The 15911-nt window shown below is 40.8% G+C and carries 16 protein-coding genes and 1 pseudogene; 2 read left to right on the top strand and 15 right to left on the bottom strand.

Annotated elements, in window-relative coordinates; translation table 11 throughout:
• Positions 1-29: 29 nt before the first annotated feature.
• Positions 30-365 carry a DUF3889 domain-containing protein gene (locus ACYH0O_RS12005; RefSeq protein ID WP_482632552.1) on the top strand — a complete coding sequence of 112 codons (336 nt, stop codon included), beginning with the start codon at positions 30-32 and terminating at the stop codon, positions 363-365.
• A 184-nt stretch (positions 366-549) separates the two neighbouring features.
• Positions 550-693, top strand: a pseudogene (locus ACYH0O_RS12000) (cupin domain-containing protein); the annotation flags it as partial.
• Positions 694-886: 193 nt separating this feature from the next.
• On the opposite strand, the gene ACYH0O_RS11995 reads toward ACYH0O_RS12000, so the two are convergent.
• The 15 genes from ACYH0O_RS11995 to ACYH0O_RS11925 all read right to left on the bottom strand — a co-directional run bounded on the left by ACYH0O_RS11995 (position 887) and on the right by ACYH0O_RS11925 (position 15757).
• Complete coding sequence (locus ACYH0O_RS11995; RefSeq protein ID WP_482632406.1) at positions 887-3304, bottom strand: heavy metal translocating P-type ATPase; 2418 nt, start codon at positions 3302-3304, stop codon at positions 887-889.
• 73 nt (positions 3305-3377) lie between these two features.
• Positions 3378-3584 (bottom strand): copper chaperone CopZ, encoded by a 207-nt coding sequence (gene copZ, locus ACYH0O_RS11990; RefSeq protein ID WP_482632405.1) that lies wholly within the window; start codon positions 3582-3584, stop codon positions 3378-3380.
• 14 nt (positions 3585-3598) lie between these two features.
• A complete protein-coding gene (locus ACYH0O_RS11985; protein ID WP_482632551.1) occupies positions 3599-3910 on the bottom strand; it encodes a metal-sensitive transcriptional regulator in 312 nt (103 codons plus the stop codon).
• A 415-nt stretch (positions 3911-4325) separates the two neighbouring features.
• Positions 4326-5117, bottom strand: a complete 792-nt coding sequence (locus ACYH0O_RS11980) for a serine hydrolase (RefSeq protein WP_482632404.1) — start codon at positions 5115-5117, stop codon at positions 4326-4328.
• Between the two features lie 14 nt (positions 5118-5131).
• Complete coding sequence (locus tag ACYH0O_RS11975; RefSeq protein ID WP_482632403.1) at positions 5132-6136, bottom strand: ABC transporter ATP-binding protein; 1005 nt, start codon at positions 6134-6136, stop codon at positions 5132-5134.
• Positions 6133-7056 carry a C40 family peptidase gene (locus ACYH0O_RS11970; RefSeq protein ID WP_482632402.1) on the bottom strand — a complete coding sequence of 308 codons (924 nt, stop codon included), beginning with the start codon at positions 7054-7056 and terminating at the stop codon, positions 6133-6135. The genes ACYH0O_RS11975 and ACYH0O_RS11970 overlap by 4 nt, the downstream gene beginning before the upstream one ends.
• 22 nt (positions 7057-7078) lie before the next feature.
• Positions 7079-8158 (bottom strand): dipeptide epimerase, encoded by a 1080-nt coding sequence (locus tag ACYH0O_RS11965; protein WP_482632401.1) that lies wholly within the window; start codon positions 8156-8158, stop codon positions 7079-7081.
• Positions 8155-9093, bottom strand: coding sequence for a S66 peptidase family protein (locus tag ACYH0O_RS11960; protein WP_482632400.1), 939 nt, complete (start codon positions 9091-9093; stop codon positions 8155-8157). Before ACYH0O_RS11960 ends, ACYH0O_RS11965 begins: the two co-directional genes overlap by 4 nt.
• A gap of 87 nt (positions 9094-9180) precedes the next feature.
• Entirely contained in the window at positions 9181-10806 is a 1626-nt protein-coding gene (locus tag ACYH0O_RS11955) for an ABC transporter substrate-binding protein (protein WP_482632399.1), read from the bottom strand.
• Positions 10807-10848: 42 nt separating this feature from the next.
• Positions 10849-11862: an ABC transporter ATP-binding protein gene (locus ACYH0O_RS11950; RefSeq protein WP_149155784.1), complete on the bottom strand. Its 1014-nt coding sequence runs from the start codon at positions 11860-11862 to the stop codon at positions 10849-10851.
• A 5-nt stretch (positions 11863-11867) separates the two neighbouring features.
• Positions 11868-12821 (bottom strand): ABC transporter permease, encoded by a 954-nt coding sequence (locus ACYH0O_RS11945; RefSeq protein WP_149155783.1) that lies wholly within the window; start codon positions 12819-12821, stop codon positions 11868-11870.
• Complete coding sequence (locus ACYH0O_RS11940; protein WP_149155782.1) at positions 12821-13753, bottom strand: ABC transporter permease; 933 nt, start codon at positions 13751-13753, stop codon at positions 12821-12823. The genes ACYH0O_RS11945 and ACYH0O_RS11940 overlap by 1 nt, the downstream gene beginning before the upstream one ends.
• 14 nt (positions 13754-13767) lie before the next feature.
• Positions 13768-14592 carry a M55 family metallopeptidase gene (locus ACYH0O_RS11935; protein ID WP_482632398.1) on the bottom strand — a complete coding sequence of 275 codons (825 nt, stop codon included), beginning with the start codon at positions 14590-14592 and terminating at the stop codon, positions 13768-13770.
• Positions 14593-15070: 478 nt separating this feature from the next.
• Entirely contained in the window at positions 15071-15250 is a 180-nt protein-coding gene (locus ACYH0O_RS11930) for a hypothetical protein (RefSeq protein WP_044337098.1), read from the bottom strand.
• A gap of 195 nt (positions 15251-15445) precedes the next feature.
• Positions 15446-15757, bottom strand: a complete 312-nt coding sequence (locus ACYH0O_RS11925; protein ID WP_482632397.1) for a hypothetical protein — start codon at positions 15755-15757, stop codon at positions 15446-15448.
• Between the last annotated feature and the right edge of the window lie 154 nt (positions 15758-15911).

Below are 15911 nucleotides of genomic sequence, written 5' to 3'. Positions count from 1 at the left end.
AAGATAAAAAGAAGGTTTTGGTATTGAAAATGAAACGACATATCCCAATTGTTCTATGCATGATTTTTATTGCCAACGCGGCGATAGTTGACCTGAAACCCGTACACGTACATGCTCAACAAGAGATTCCCTCTTATGCTAAATGGGGAAGTCTGGCAGTGAAAAAGACTAAAGAGAAATATCCAGATGCGGCGATTGTTGACTATCTCCATATCGGGAAGGAAAACGGATCGAAGGTATCGACAGAGAAATTTAAACTATGGTTAAAACGTGGAGGGAAAGAATTTGGTGTGTTTGTGGACATTCAATTTGAAACGGATACTGAAAAGCTGATTGATATCAAATTCACGGAAACGGATCGATAATTGAAAGTCTTCTGTCAATTAAGGAACTCACCTCTTAGAAAGCTAATCTAAGAGGCCTTTTTGGTTTATATACGCATTCACCCATTCCCTCGATGTATCATATATACATTTCAGGTTTATAATTTTATGGATATTTCCAAAAAGGGGAAATCAGTTTATGTATTTGATAATACTAATATTAAGAAAAACGGCCGAGGGCTCGGATACGTTGCGCCTAACCCCCCCGGAGGTATTCGGGCTATCCAATGGCATCAACCCTGAAAATATCGCCGAGGCTTTGTCACCAATGAAGGATTCGGTTGTCATAGGTCCCCCGAATCAAAATCGAAATAGGATTGGGTCCCCCATAAAGATGCTGAATTAATCTAGGAATGATGGAAACAAATCGTCCAATATAAATAATAAATCCATTGATTTATATAATGGTCAATAGGTATGGATAATCCCTAACAATTGAAGACAAGTTTATCGAATGAGTAAAAAAAGATCAAAGGTCATGTCACCTTTGATCTCTTTTAAGTTCACAGCTTCACTCTCTGCAAACGCAGGGCATTCAAAACAACGGACACAGAACTAAATGCCATTGCAGCTCCGGCAAGCCATGGTGCTAAGAATCCCATTGCGGCGATGGGGATGCCGAGTGAATTATAGGCCAGGGCCCAGAACAGGTTTTGTTTAATATTACGAATGGTTTTCTTACTCATAAAGATAGCATCGGCAATGCTGTTCAAGTCACCGCGGATAAGGGTGATATCGGCAGCTTCCATGGCTACGTCTGTACCTGTACCGATCGCCATTCCGATATCAGCCATCGCAAGTGCAGGGGCATCATTGATTCCATCTCCCACCATCGCGACTTTCTTTCCTTCCTTCTGCAGTTTTTGAACTTCCATTGCTTTTCCTTCAGGTAATACTTCCGCAATTACATGATGGATATGAGCTTCTTTTGCAATTGCTTCAGCGGTACGCTGATTGTCACCAGTGATCATGATGACTTCTAAGCCCATATCTTTTAACCGTAGAATGGCTTGTTTAGAAGTATCTTTTATAGTGTCTGCTACAGCGACAAGGCCTGCATAGTTTCCATTAATAGAAACGAGCATAACCGTCTTTCCTTCAGTCTCAAGAGTTTGTTTGGTTTCTATCACATGATTGATTTGGATACCATTATGTTCCATAAGTTTCGTGGTACCGATGACCACTTCATTAATCCCAACTTTTGCTTTTACACCATACCCTGGTATAGCATCAAATTCTTCGCTTCCTAATAATGTAATTCCTTTTTCTTTAATCCCTTTAACGATTGAAACAGCTAGTGGATGCTCCGAAGACCGTTCCACTGCTCCAACCAAAGCAAGAAAATCCACTTCATCAAATCCAGCTTCCACTTTTACATCTGTTAATACCGGCTCACCGTTTGTAACAGTACCCGTTTTGTCGAGAACAACGGTTGTAATTCCATGGGTCGATTCCAAATATTCTCCACCTTTAAAGAGAATCCCGAATTCAGCTGCACGTCCCGATCCTGCCATTATCGAAGTCGGAGTCGCTAACCCAAGGGCACATGGACAGGCAATCACAAGTACGGCAATCAGTTTTTCAAGTGCTTCGGCAAAATTACCTGGTTCAACCCAAATGTACCAGACAAGAAATGTCAGGACTGCAATTCCTACAACGATAGGGACGAATAAACCCGAAATTGTATCCGCTAATCGTTGAATAGGAGCCTTGGAGCCTTGAGCATTCTCCACCACTTTGATAATCTGTGCCAGGGCGGTATCTTTCCCCACCTTTGTAGCTTTCATTTTAAGGAATCCGTTCTTATTAATTGTGGCACCGATTAATGTATCACCTATAGATTTATCCACCGGAACACTTTCTCCTGTAATCATCGATTCATCGAGTGCTGAACGACCTTCGATGACTTCTCCATCTACAGGAACTTTTTCACCTGGTTTGATGTAGACGATATCTCCTGTTACAACGTCTTCTAAAGGGATTTCCACTTCATTTCCATCTCTTTCAACCGTTGCTGTTTTAGCTTGAAGACCCATAAGCTTCTTTATGGCTTCAGAAGAACGACCCTTTGCCTTGGCTTCAAACAATTTCCCGAGAATAATGAGTGTGATTAAAATGGCACTTGTTTCAAAATATAGCTCAACCATATGCATTCCCGATCCAATGGACTGATAGGCAAGAAATACACTGTAAAAGTAAGCTGCCGATGTACCAAGTGCGACCAAAACATCCATATTGGCACTCTTGTTTTTTAATGCTTTATAAGCCCCAAGGTAAAATTGTTTCCCGATAATAAACTGTACAGGTGTTGCTAAAGACATTTGCACCCAAGGGTTCATTAATATATCCGGTAAGGGGATGAACGATGTAAATTCAAAATGACTTACCATTGACCACAATAGGGGCAGCGATAATAATAGTGACCATATGAATTTACGTTTATGCTTCTGAATCTCTTGAAGTTTATGATCGGTTTGTTCTTCTTGATTCTTATCATTTTTCACTGTTGCACCGTAGCCAATTGAATCAACCTTTTTAATGATTTGATCTGTCGTGATTGTCCCAGGGGTATACTCAATGGTTGCTTTTTCTAATGCCAAATTAACCGTTGCATGTTGTATACCAACTTGCTTATTTAATACTTTCTCGATTCTTGCAGAACAAGCAGCACAGGTCATCCCGGTAATATCAAACTCGGTTTTTTTCAGTTGAACGTCATAACCTAGATCTCGAATCCTTTTTTGAAGATCCATTGGTTTCACTACTTCAGGATTGTATTTTACCGCTGCTTTCTCCATCGCGAAGTTGACCGTAGCCTTTTCTACACCTTCCATTTTATTTAAACCTTTTTCAATTCGATTCGCACAAGCAGCGCAAGTCATACCTGTTATATCTATATTGGTTTCTTTATGCTGAGCCATTTCCAATCCCTCCATACCTATATGGGGTATACTTTATAGTAAAAGAAAACCGTGCCGAGAAAGCACAGTATTCTTACACGACATCATATCCCTGATCATCGATTGTTTCTTTGATGTCATCAAGCTTTACTTGTGAACCATCGAATTCAACTTCTACTTTCTTGTCTTCCAAACTTACTTGCACCGATTTCACACCGTCTAATTTAGCCACACTGCCTTCAATTGCTTTAACACAATGTCCACAAGACATACCTTCCACAGTTAACGATTCTTTTTGCATCTGTAAACTCTCCTTTATTTTTTCATGAGTTTTTGGATTGTAACCATGACTTCATCTAATACTTCTGTGTCTCCTTCTTGAATTCGATCAAGAACACATGTTTTCATATGACCTTCTAATAGAATTTTGGCTACGCTGTTGAGGGCAGATTGAGTGGCGGATATTTGGGTAATGACGTCGTCACAATACGTATCGCGCTCAATCAAGCCTTTAATTCCTCTTATTTGTCCTTCAATCCGATTTAATCGCGTTACAAGATTTTTCTTAACTTTATCAGAGTGATGGCTTTTCCGAATACCTTCATAAGAGCATGCAGCATCATCCATTACACGCTCTTCTTCTTGAATCACGGATGGGTTAATCTCAGGATTTTTTTCATTCTTTTCATCGGTCATCTTCCCCACCTCCATGCTCTTAATATACTATACCCCAATATGGTATGTAAAGAAAATTGATTTGATACATTTTTATTGGTTTATTCTAAGAGTTACACCTTAAATGGGTCTCTTATACCGCTGTCTTTTCTTCCTACATCAAAAAAAGCGCGTCTCCATATTGGGATCCACGCATTTTATATCTTATCTCTATATGTTTGTTGATTTCATCTTCCTCATCCAGGTATAGCGTAATTGAGTATCTCAAAGAGCGAGCGCGGATAGAACGTTTTTACAGGGAGAACGAAATAATTTACTTAAATAGACAACAAAAAGGTAAAGAATCCCGTGGGAAAATGCTGTTTTTTTACTGATTAAGTTTAGCTAAATAATCGTATAGGAACTTTCCGATTTTGGCAATTGTGTCTCGCGCAGAATCGTTTTCTTCAAGTCCGTCAATTAATACAGCTATGTAGGCAGTTTTTTCTTCACACCGAACTATTGCACAATCATGTTCAACCCCAGGTAATTCCCCTGTTTTGTTTGCTATAAAGACTCTCTCCCTGTCCATTCTTGTCGGAAGCTTGGTGACAAATTGTTGCTGATGCAATATAAATAGCATTTTTTCACGGCTTTCCTCACTAAATAGTGGGCTCTGGTCTAGTATACGTAAGCAGTTGATGATATCAGATGCAGAGGTGAAATTGTCATACCCTTGATCTATTGCTTGAAAATCCATCAATTTCCGACTAAGATTAGTGTGTTTTAATGCTAAAGAGTTACAAAGGTTATTTATTGCTTCGGACCCTATACGGTCGATAATGAGATTCGTCGCGGTGTTATCCGACACAATGATCATGAGTGTGAGGAGGTCTTCTACCGTCAACGAAATATTTTCGGATAGTGTTGACAACACTCCTGCCCCTCCAACTCTACACTCTTTAGGGACCATTACCATTTCATTTAAATCGATTTTCCCTTGCTCTGCCTGCCGAAAGCCTTCAAGTAAGATCGGAACCTTGATTAAACTTGCGGCAGAATAAGGAGTGTCATTATTGATTTGGATGGAGTGTGATGGCAGGTCAATGGCTACGCTGACCCTGCCTATACATTTATCAATAGCGTCCAGAATTCTTTCCTCTAATAATTTCCCATTCATCCACAATTCATCCTTTACTTTGTGACCGCTACTTCGTCATGATCCTTTGTGATTTCATTGTCGTATAAGTGACAAGCAATAAAGTGCTTTTCTTCTACTTCCTTCCATTTAGGTTTATGGCTAGAGCATGCTTCCATGGCTACAGGACAGCGGGTTCTGAATACACAGCCACTTGGTGGATTGATTGGACTGGGGATTTCTCCTTGAATGATCATTCGTTCACGCTCATCCTCTACATCGGGATCAGGGATGGGGATAGCTGAAAGTAATGCTTGGGTATAAGGGTGAAGAGGCTTTTTATATAGCTCCTTACTCTCGGTTAATTCAACCATATGTCCCAGATACATCACTCCGATGCGGTTACTAATATGCTTTACCATAGAAAGATCATGAGCAATGAATAAAAAGGTCAACTCCTTTTCTTTTTGAAGCTTTTTCAATAGGTTTACGATTTGAGCTTGAACGGAAACATCAAGAGCAGAAATCGGTTCATCGGCGATGATGAAATCTGGATTAAGGGCAAGTGCACGAGCTATGCCAATTCGCTGACGCTGTCCGCCACTGAATTCGTGGGGATAGCGATTCGCATGATCCCTATTCAGCCCGACATCTTCCAAGAGCTGATAAATACGTTCCATCTGCTCTTTTTTATCCCGGTATATATTGTGTGCATCCATCGGTTCTGCAATGATTTCACGTACCGTTGAACGGGGGTTAAGAGAAGCGTACGGATCCTGGAATATCATCTGCATGTTTCGATAAAAGGACAGCTTTTCTTTATCAGAGAGTGTATGAACGTTCTTCCCGTCATACAGGACTTCCCCTTCTGTCCTGTCATACAAACCGATAATGGTGCGGCCAGTAGTCGACTTCCCGCAACCCGATTCCCCTACTAGACCGAATGTCTCACCTTTATATATATCAAATGAAATACGATCCACTGCCTTTAAGGTTTTACCTTTTTCAAGCTGAAAGTATTTTTTTAATTCCTTTACTTCGAGTAGTTTGTGATTCGTCATGATGATTCCTCCGTTTCCCCCCAGTAGCGCCTTGCTATACACAGCTCTTTCTCGTAGTAGGTACCTTTCAGGGAAAGAATTTCAATGGTTTTCCCAGTATTGGGAGAGTGGATCATCTGTCCGTCACCATGATAGATTCCAACGTGATGAATGCTCCCCTTCCCTTCTTCATAAGCAAAAAATAAAAGATCACCAGGCTCTAATAGATCCAGTGCTACTTCTTTTCCGGCTTTAGCCTGGTCATTAGCATCTCGTGGAATCAGATAACCATTCGCCTTGCACATGGTATAACTGAAGCCTGAGCAATCAAACCCATAGCTCGTCATCCCTCCCCATAAATAAGGAAGATTAAGAAAAGCTTCTCCTGAAGTGACGATGTCTTGGCCACTACCCCTTTGATCGTTAACCTTCGTGGTTGAGATGATTACATCTTTCTGTTTTAAGAAGCGTGTACCTAACGGAGTCAAAACTTCTATAACATGAACATGCTCTTTCACAACGGGTAAAATCGTTTGGAAACTAAGTTCCAATTCCACCTCATTCTCTTCATTGATTAAATCCGCAAATTTGCTTGTAATTATGGCATATGTATCCGTATGAGGTAACTCCCCGTGTGAAAGTTGATCGCTTGGGACCCAACCAGGGTACCCTTGATTGTCTTTCGATGTAGCTTGGTCTGGAATGATCACACGAGACCAACCGTCCTTCTCTTCCATCACCAATACTTCCTGGCCGAATATAGCTTGAGATTGTATACGGTTTTCATCGCACAGAGCCAACCGGGTTTCATGTGTCAAGGAATCTAACCATTCGTTGATTTGCACGGGATTGGAAACGGCAGGTGAATCCAAATCACGGGCTGAATCCTTGGATGTCCATACGGTTGATACAGGTACTGTTATTAGCGCTTTTGTCGTCATATTAATTCCCCCTCATATTCATTTAAACTAATACTCTCTCAATCCCTAATCCAGGTTGGGTAGGCATCTTTATCATTCGACCGTTATATTCTATGCCTCCCACTACAATATCTTTTGCCAACATAAGAGGGGCGTCGAAATCAAATCGGGTCACGTTTTTCTTGCTTGCTGCAAAATGAGCTGCGCCCGTAATCCCAAGGCGCGTTTCAATCATGCTCCCTACCATACATTCGACACCACAAACCTCCGCGAGATCGTTAATTTTCTGAGCGTAATAAATGCCCCCGGCTTTCATGAGTTTGATATTGATCAGGTCTGCACTGCGGGTTTTTAACACTTCAAATGCTTGATATGGTGTAAAAACACTCTCATCTGCCATAATCAGTGTATCCACTCCATCAGTGACTCTCTTTAGCCCTTCAATATCATGAGCAGGTACAGGCTGCTCGACTAACTCAATATTAAGATCAAGGTCTTCCAGTTTACGAATCGCTTTGACAGCCGCTTTCGATTCCCAGCCTTGATTGGCATCCAGTCGAATTTTGATATCGAACCCGATTCGTTGGCGGATCTCATGAATTCTTTTTATATCCGTCTCGATATCATCTTTTCCTACTTTGACCTTCAGTACGTCAAAGCCTTGCTTCACATAGGCTTCTGCATCTTCACCCATTTCTTTTGGGCTATTAACGCTCACAGTATAATCGGTCTCCAGCTCATGACGGTACCCACCAAGAAATTGATAGAGTGGAATATTACAGTGCTGAGAAAGGCAATCATATAAGGCCATATCTACAGCAGCCTTTGCGCTTGAATTACGGACAATTAATGAATGTAAATGTTGAAAAAGCTGTTCGTAATTTAAGAGACTCTTACCTATGATGGCCGGCTTGATCACTTGTAGGATGGCCCATTCAATGCTGGATAAGCTGTCCCCTGTAATGACGACTGTTGGGGGTGCTTCCCCCCATCCAACGGTTCCGTCATCACACGTTAATTTCACAACGATGGCTTCTGCCACTTCAACAGTGCGCAACGCAGTTTTAAAAGGAGTATGCAGCGGGATAGCTGTTCGGAATGTTTCCAATTGATGGATCTTCAATTATTCTCATCCTCTCTTATGCCTGTTTCTACGATAAATGTTTGGTTATACGTATTCATTCGTCCCATGCTACCTAATGGTATGCCGATACTTGGGGAAGAATGACCGATATGAAATCCTTTTAAAACAGGTTTACCAGCATCTGAAATATGTTCTTTAAGCACCTCATCGAGAGTCAGAGATTCTTCGTGTTTTTCTGGCACACAGTTTTTGAAATCCCCGATGATGATTCCAGATGCTTCATCGAATTTCCCCGCCATTTTCAGTTGATTCATCATTCGGTCCACTTTATAAGGTTTTTCATCGATATCCTCGATAAATAGGATTTTACCTTTTGTATCCACTTCAAAAGGAGTCCCTAAAGTGCTAACCAATAAGGTAAGATTTCCACCTATTACAGGTCCGCTTGCTGCGCCTTCTACAACAGTTTCCAACATGGAAAGTTTGTTTGTATATTCGATGTCTTCCGAACGGAACAACTGTTCAAAGGAACTCTTCGTTAATGCATCTACACCCGAAAGACCAATATCTGAACTTAACATAGGACCATGAAACGTAACGAGTCCCGTTTGTTGTTGAATAGCTGTATGTAAAAAAGTGATATCACTATATCCCCAAAAGATTTTCGGGTTTTCCCTTATCAAGTTGTAATCCAATCGGGATACGATACGTCCTGTGCCGAAACCGCCGCAAGCACAAATGATGGCTTTAACGTCACTGTCTTTGAACATCATATGTATATCTTCTATCCGTTCTTGATCATAACCTGCCAGGTACCCATATTTCTTATGGACGGATTTCCCCAGTTTTATGTCCAAACCTAATTCTTCAAGGAATGATAAGGCTTTTTTTAATGGTTCAGGTTTCGGAGGGCTTGCAGGAGCAATGACACCTATTGTATCCCCTACATTGAGTTTTGAAGCTTTTATCACCATACATTACCCCTTTCGTAGAAAAAGAGGGAGCAAACGCAAGGCTTCAAGTAGCCTTGCGTCTTCTCCACTCACTATTAGTTCAAGCACTTATTTCTTGTCTGCCCATTTTAATTCCATGTATCCAACTGGATGACGAACGATACCGGATACATCTTCATTTTGTAAATACACGTGGTTGTAGAAGTGGATAGGAATGATCGGCATTTCATCCATTAAGATTTTCTCTGCTTCATACATTAATTCGAAACGCTTCGCTTCATCTGCTTCATTCATGGCTTGTTTGATTAAGCTGTCGAACTTTTCGTTACTCCAACCTGTTCGGTTCATAGAGTGGCCTGTTTGGAAGTTCTCCAGGAAGTTGATCGGGTCTGCGTAGTCTGCCAGGAATGAGCTTCGTGATAATTGGAACTTCAATGCTTTTTGCTCGTCCTGGAATACGTTCCATTCCATATTGGCTAATTTAACGTCAACCTCCAAGTTTTCCTTGAACATTTGTTGAAGTGCTTCAGCAATTTTCTGATGTGTATCACTAGTACTGTACGTTAAGGTTACTTCAGGTAGCTTATCGTACCCTTCTTCTTCCATTCCTTTTTTCAGAAGGGCTTTCGCTTCTTCGATATTTGTTTTCGCTAAATCTCCATTTGCTTCCCGGAAGTCTTTCCCGGAAGGATCTTTGAAACCTTTTGATACGAAGCCGTAAGCTGCTTTTTCCTTATTCTTTGTCACAAATTCGACCATTTGTTGTTGATCTACCGCCATAGCAAATGCTTTACGGATGTTTTGATTTTGGAAAGGCTCTCTTTCTAAATTGAAACGGTAGAAGTAGGTTCCTGCTTGATCTTCTACATTCACTTTGCCTTCTTCGAATAACTGTTTACTTAAATCAGCTGGTACGTCTGCTGTATCCAGCTCCCCCGTTTTGAATAATTGATAATCCGTGTTTGTATCGTTCACCATTGCCCAATGAACTTTATCCAAATTCACTGAATCTTTATCCCAATATTGATCATTCTTTTCCATGACAAAGTGGCTGTCATGCTCCCATTCAGTTAATTTAAATGGCCCATTTGCAACGAATGTATCAGCTTCTGCAAACCACTCAGGGTTTTCAGTAGCAACCTTCTCATTGATTGGGAAGAACGCTGGATTCGCAATGACGCTTAAGAAATATGCTTGTGGACTTGTTAAAGTCACCTCAAAAGTTTTCTCGTCCTTCGCTGCTACCTTCACTTCATCAGCTGACCCTTTTCCTGTATTGAAAGCTTCTCCACCTTCAATGAAATAACCCAAGAAGGCAGCCGGTGATCCCGTTTCCGGATTCAACAGACGTTTCCAGGCAAAAACGAAGTCTCCAGCGGTTACATCATCTCCATTAGACCATTTGGCATTGTCACGAATGTGGAATGTGTATACTTTTCCATCTTCGGACACGTCCCATTTTTCTGCCATTGCCGCTTCGGGTTCATGATTAGCGTTTAAACGCGTCATACCTTCCATTAAATTGTTTAACGCTGTCCAGGAATAGGAGTCGAACCCAATAGGAGGATCAAAAGACGTTGGTTCAGCACCATTATTCAAGTGAAGAACCTTTCCTCCATTTTCTTTCTTACTGTCTCCACTGTTTGACTCACTGCCTGCATCCTTCGTAGCTGTACAAGCCGCCAACACAAACAATAGCATTCCTGCTAAAAAAACTGATAATAGCTTCTTCATTTTCTTCCCCCTCTTATTCTTTTTATCTATCAAACAATTAACCTAACGGATGGTTAAGCTAATCGATGAAAGCATCGCTTTTTTTGCACGCTTATCCTGTAGCCAGCAGTCAACGTGGTGATCGTTTGATAGCTGTGTTTTCGCAGGATATACACGGTCGCACACTTCCATCGCCTTTTCACACCGGGGAACGAAAGGACATCCAACGGGTGGTGAAAATAAATCAGGCGGTGAACCGGGTATCGGAATCAGATCTTCCCCATCAAGATCAAGTCTTGGAACTGATTTCAGTAACCCTTGTGTATACGGATGTTGAGGGTGATAGAAGATCTCTCTTCTGTTTCCTTCCTCTACAATCTTACCGGCATACATGACGGCAATACGATCAGCAACTTGAGCTACTACACCTAAATCATGGGTAATCAAAATAATCGAGACTCCGGTTTTCTGTTGGATTTCTTTGAATAATTCCAAAATCTGAGCTTGAATGGTTACATCGAGAGCTGTTGTTGGTTCATCGGCGATTATTACGTCTGGTTCGCATACGAGTGACATGGCAATAACAATCCGCTGCCTCATTCCTCCACTAAATTGATGGGGATATTGCTTAATTCGTTCTTCAGGGTTTGGAATACTGACAAGTGTCAACATCTCAATCGCTTTTTGTCTAGCCTGTTTCTTGGAAACGTCGTTATGCTGCAGAATTCCTTCTATGATTTGCTCCCCGATTGTCAGGGTCGGATTCAGTGCTGTCATGGGATCCTGAAAAATCATCGAGATATCGGCCCCTCGAATCTTTCGCATTTGCGGTTCGGTTACACCTAAAAGATCTTTTCCTTTAAATAGTATCTTGCCGTTCGTCACTTTCCCAGGTGGACTCGGAATTAACCTCATAATGCTTTGAGAAGTTACACTCTTTCCGCATCCTGATTCGCCGACAATGGCGAGCGTTTCCCCCTTATGTAAATCAAAGCTCACTCCCCGAACCGCTTTGACTTCCCCCCCATATGTCGAGAAATGTACATGTAGATCTTGTACAGATAATACGTGATTCATGATGATTACCTCCTTAGCTTAGGATCAAGTGCATCTTGTAGTCCGTCTCCTAAAACGTTGAATGAAAACATAGTTAGTGAAATAAATAAAGCCGGGAAGAATAATCGCCACCAATAGCCTGATAGAATCGTAGATAAGCCGTCATTAGCCATTACTCCCCAACTAGCATAAGGAGCTTGAATTCCCAATCCAAGGAAACTTAGGAATGCTTCCGCAAAAATAGCGCTAGGTACGGTCAGTGTCATCTGAACGATAATCGGTCCCATCGTATTAGGCAGGAGATTCTTCCGTATGATACGGGCTGTTTTCGTACCAAACGTTTTAGAAGCAAGAATGAACTCATAGTTTTTTATTTGCAGTACTTGTCCCCTAACAATTCGGGCCATCCCGATCCAGCCCGTCACGGTTAAGGCAACGATAATAGTGAGCAGGCCCGGCCCCATCACGACCATTAATAAAATCACAACTAATAGGTAAGGTAATCCGTATAGAATTTCAACAACACGCATCATAACATTATCGGTTTTACCACCCTTATAACCTGCAATGCCTCCATATACAATCCCGATAACAAAATCAATGAGTGCGGCCATAAAACCTACAAATAACGATATGCGTGCACCGTACCATGTACGGGTAAATACATCTCGTCCCATATCGTCGGTACCAAACCAGTGATTACCGGAAGGAGGCAGGTTTTGGTTCGAAAGTGTTTGCTTCGTTACGTCATGGGGAGAAATAATGGGGCCAATGACAGCCATCACAATTAATCCGATTAAAAAAACAAAGCCAAGCATTGCCAGCTTATTTTTCACAAGGCGCTTCCACGCATCCTGCCAATAGGAAAGACTCGGTCGGACCACCGCTTCCGCATCATCTTTATTCCTCTTCTTGGGTGTAAACCACTCATCCAGTACGTCTGGAGTCACATTTGGTTCTTGGTGTTTTGGAACTCCCATTATTTCGCCTCCTTCTTATGTAACTTAATACGGGGATCAAGGTAACCATAAGCTAAATCCACTAAAAACAGCATAAGTATGAGAAATGCACTGTAAAATACAGTCGTCCCCATAATGACAGGATAATCACGCTGATTGATGCTCTCCACGAAATACTTTCCCATTCCCGGAATCGCAAAGATTTGTTCAATGACGAATGTACCTGTTAATATTCCTGCTGCTAGAGTACCCAGTACAGTTACAACCGGAAGTAAGGCATTTCGCAGGGCGTGCTTAAACACAATTTTGATTGGTGACAACCCTTTGGCACGGGCTGTTCGAATATAATCCTGGGTTAACACTTCCAACATACTAGAACGAGTCAGACGGGCAATGATGGCCATTGGCCCTGTTGCTAATGCCAAGGTCGGAAGAACCATGTGACGCCAGCTCGTCCATGTGGCTACAGGGAAGATTCCCCTGTTTACAGCCAATTCCTGAATAAGTAATGTCGCCATCACAAAGTTTGGAATCGAAATCCCGAGTACGGCGAAAGTCATTGCCATGTAATCTATGATTCCGTTATGTCTGAGAGCAGCCAATACGCCTAAAATAATGCCAGACAATACTGCAATTACGAGAGTAATCATTCCCAATTCAAAGGAAATTGGAAATCCCCTTCCTAATAAATCATTTACGGTTTGTGATGGTTGTGTAATAGATGGTCCAAAGTCTAATGAAACAAGGGACTTTAAATAGAGAAAATATTGAATCATCACCGGCTCATTCAAATGATAATGAGCTTCTAAATTTTGCTGTACGATCTCACTTGTATTTCGCTCTTCATTAAATGGTGATCCTGGTATGGCATGCATTAAGAAAAATGTTAATGTCACAATCAACCATAACGTTATCACCATGGCCAGAAGTCGTTTCAACAAATATGTACCCATTGATCTCACACTTTCTAACAGAATGTAGTTCGCATCGCCAGTTCAGTCATCACAAGCATGGCTCTATAGGCTTCCAGAATATCTTTCGCCTCGAATCGTACAGTGGTCGTCCCTGTCTCAAGTTCTGTTCCTGGCATAAGACTTGCCCACTCCGCTTGTCCGTAATTCGCAAATTCGATTCGCAATGTCGGTTGGTCAGGTGGAGTGAGAGGTTTTACGTTTTCTTTATTATGTATCGCTTCTTCGGTTTTCTTCTTTAATAATTGAGTTGATTTCTGAGGTGTCAGACTTTTCGCCACAGAACGGGATATCGTTTCCTTCACGACGGCTGTCGTAACATTAGGGATCAATGCTTCTGCCTCAAGTGCTGCCTGGTCATCTCCGGCAACCATCAACACTGGAACCCCGTAAAACCCTGCAACATACGCATTAAAGCCCAGCTCACCCACGGCAACATCATTGATATACATGTTGCGAACGCCGAAGATCATCGAATGGGACATCACACCCTTCGACGATGCGCGTGCGTGATAACCCACAAAAAAAGCCCCATCAAACGTCTCATCCAGTCCTTGAACCATTGAATATGGTTTCACTCCACCGGAAATCAACTTTGTTTCTGGATGCAGCTTTTCAATTAATAAATTGTTCATCTGTGAATGACTATCATTGACCAGTACTTCGGTGCAACCTGACTCAAAGGCAGCAGATATAACCGTATTCGCTTCCTCGGTCATGATGATTCTCCCACGCTCATAATTATGCTTGCTCGAATCTACATGTGTATGATCAACTAAGCCTGTAATTCCCTCCATATCCACCGACATATATACATTCATTTAGTGCCCTCCTTTCCTAGGAAATATTTATTAAATTTTCTTAATATTATAAATATTAATACGCCTAATTACAACATTTTTTTGAATAAAAAGGAATTTATTCCTATCATCATAAAATAAGGAAAATAGAACTATGTTTAGTTTCATTCAAAAGGTTTTTCACCTTTTTAGACAATAGATGGTTAATTAGAATCTTCAAATCTTATGAAAAACTAAAAATGCGATGGATTTCATAATCGAAATCACACCGCACTCTTTTGTTTATGTAGAGATTAGATACCCTTGGGTTTGAGCGTTGGATGAAGGACAAATGACCTATGATACTATGCATTACTGGTTCATTACGGTTCGCTGATATATTTACTATTTCGCTAATAAACCGAGAATCCCTATTTTCAATTTCTCCATCTTTTCCCCTTTTCAAAGGAAAAGACCTGGAGAATTCACCTCTCCAGGTCTTACACTCGGTTAATGTATGTTAGCTTATTTTATTCAAAAGTTTTTCTGAGTGCTGAGATCCCATCTCTGCCACTAAATCGAGTAATTCTGCTTTCGTTGTCTCATCTAGGCCTTTATAAATAAGGAAAGCTTGTGTTGCATCAGAAGTAATCAACTTTCGGTATAACTTGGATATCCTTTTACTCCTGTGGGTGTCCATTAGATCCTCCTCTATAAATCCTTTCTGTTATTATAATAAATATAGGCTTGTTATTTCAATATATTCTTAAAAAATTATTTATGTTACAAAAATGAATCAACTACATTACAGTCATCCTAATGGTCAACCTTGGAGGAGAAAATAATTTTCTTAACCTTTCTATCACTCTATCTTACATATGAGATTAAAACCAAATCACAATTGATTTTCCCTAGTCATTTTCCTTCTCAAAGAGATAAAGGTAACAAAACATAAAATGATATACATGAAGCCAATAATTAATCCTAATGTTATAGAATAACTCATGACTCTATAGAGTGTCAGCACACCCATGACAATTAAGAGAATAAGGAATAATAATCCGTTCTTCTTATTTTGAAGCAGAATCGATGAAAAAATGGCTAATGCTAGTGTAGTGGAGATTAAATGTCCCATTACTAAAATGACTCCCCACAAAACATCGTTGTTAATAGATATCAAGTTTGATAGTGATTCTTGATACATCATAAGGCCTCCTGAACTTAGTTATTCCAAATTGTATGTATTATTTAGTCTCCTACCTCCTCTGTCTTCAACATGAAAAACAAGAAAAGCCACACCACTAAATCCAATAATCCTAAATACACAAGCGATTATTCCCTGAACAGAATGTGTGACAAGT

It is taken from the genome of Rossellomorea sp. H136 (assembly GCF_056838065.1).
Note: the sequence above shows the minus strand (reverse complement) of the source record. Positions and strands in the feature narration are given on the sequence as shown.

What these genes read in the sequence shown, in the direction of transcription:
- ACYH0O_RS11935 (WP_482632398.1), bottom strand. Translation starts at nt 14,592, where the DNA reads ATGAATGTATATATGTCGGTGGATATGGAGGGAATTACAGGCTTAGTT.
- ACYH0O_RS11960 (WP_482632400.1), bottom strand. Translation starts at nt 9,093, where the DNA reads ATGGTGATAAAAGCTTCAAAACTCAATGTAGGGGATACAATAGGTGTC.
- ACYH0O_RS11945 (WP_149155783.1), bottom strand. Translation starts at nt 12,821, where the DNA reads ATGGGAGTTCCAAAACACCAAGAACCAAATGTGACTCCAGACGTACTG.
- ACYH0O_RS11950 (WP_149155784.1), bottom strand. Translation starts at nt 11,862, where the DNA reads ATGAATCACGTATTATCTGTACAAGATCTACATGTACATTTCTCGACA.
- ACYH0O_RS11930 (WP_044337098.1), bottom strand. Translation starts at nt 15,250, where the DNA reads ATGGACACCCACAGGAGTAAAAGGATATCCAAGTTATACCGAAAGTTG.
- ACYH0O_RS12005 (WP_482632552.1), top strand. Translation starts at nt 30, where the DNA reads ATGAAACGACATATCCCAATTGTTCTATGCATGATTTTTATTGCCAAC.
- ACYH0O_RS11980 (WP_482632404.1), bottom strand. Translation starts at nt 5,117, where the DNA reads ATGAATGGGAAATTATTAGAGGAAAGAATTCTGGACGCTATTGATAAA.
- ACYH0O_RS11925 (WP_482632397.1), bottom strand. Translation starts at nt 15,757, where the DNA reads ATGATGTATCAAGAATCACTATCAAACTTGATATCTATTAACAACGAT.
- ACYH0O_RS11995 (WP_482632406.1), bottom strand. Translation starts at nt 3,304, where the DNA reads ATGGCTCAGCATAAAGAAACCAATATAGATATAACAGGTATGACTTGC.
- ACYH0O_RS11985 (WP_482632551.1), bottom strand. Translation starts at nt 3,910, where the DNA reads ATGGATGATGCTGCATGCTCTTATGAAGGTATTCGGAAAAGCCATCAC.
- ACYH0O_RS11955 (WP_482632399.1), bottom strand. Translation starts at nt 10,806, where the DNA reads ATGAAGAAGCTATTATCAGTTTTTTTAGCAGGAATGCTATTGTTTGTG.
- ACYH0O_RS11940 (WP_149155782.1), bottom strand. Translation starts at nt 13,753, where the DNA reads ATGGGTACATATTTGTTGAAACGACTTCTGGCCATGGTGATAACGTTA.
- ACYH0O_RS11970 (WP_482632402.1), bottom strand. Translation starts at nt 7,056, where the DNA reads ATGACGACAAAAGCGCTAATAACAGTACCTGTATCAACCGTATGGACA.
- ACYH0O_RS11975 (WP_482632403.1), bottom strand. Translation starts at nt 6,136, where the DNA reads ATGACGAATCACAAACTACTCGAAGTAAAGGAATTAAAAAAATACTTT.
- copZ (WP_482632405.1), bottom strand. Translation starts at nt 3,584, where the DNA reads ATGCAAAAAGAATCGTTAACTGTGGAAGGTATGTCTTGTGGACATTGT.